We start from the raw sequence: 334 nt of genomic DNA, 5'->3' as shown, positions 1-334 counted from the left end.
GTGGCGCCGGGAGCTGCCCAGCGACGGCCTGCCGGAGGAGCCGGTGCACGACCAGGTGACGGACGAGCGGGCGACGCTCTGGCAGGCGGTGGGCCGGCTGCCCGCCCGGCAGCGCGCGGTGATCGTGTTGCGGTTCTACGAGGACCTCCCGGTGGCCGAGGTGGCCCAGCTCATGGGCTGCAACCCCGGGACGGTCAAGAGCCAGACCGCCAAGGCGCTGGCCAAGCTGAGAATCGACGAGTCGGTGGTTAAGGAGCTGCAGAGGTGACCGTAGAGAATCTCCGCGACGTACTGCGCGAGCACGCCGACCTGCTCCCGCCGCCGAATCCGTCGC

At 71.0% G+C, this 334-nt stretch carries 1 protein-coding gene; it reads left to right on the top strand.

Annotated features, from left to right (window positions below; genetic code table 11):
• On the top strand, window positions 1–268 hold a 268-nt coding region (locus QSK26_RS41555; protein WP_285780873.1), incomplete at its 5' end, for a sigma-70 family RNA polymerase sigma factor.
• Window positions 269–334: the final 66 nt, after the last annotated feature.

Origin of the sequence: Microtetraspora sp. NBRC 13810 (assembly GCF_030268685.1) — a bacterium.
Taxonomy (GTDB): domain Bacteria; phylum Actinomycetota; class Actinomycetes; order Streptosporangiales; family Streptosporangiaceae; genus BSRQ01.
The sequence above is the reverse complement of the archived record's forward strand: the minus strand, read 5'-3'. Positions and strand labels throughout refer to the sequence as shown.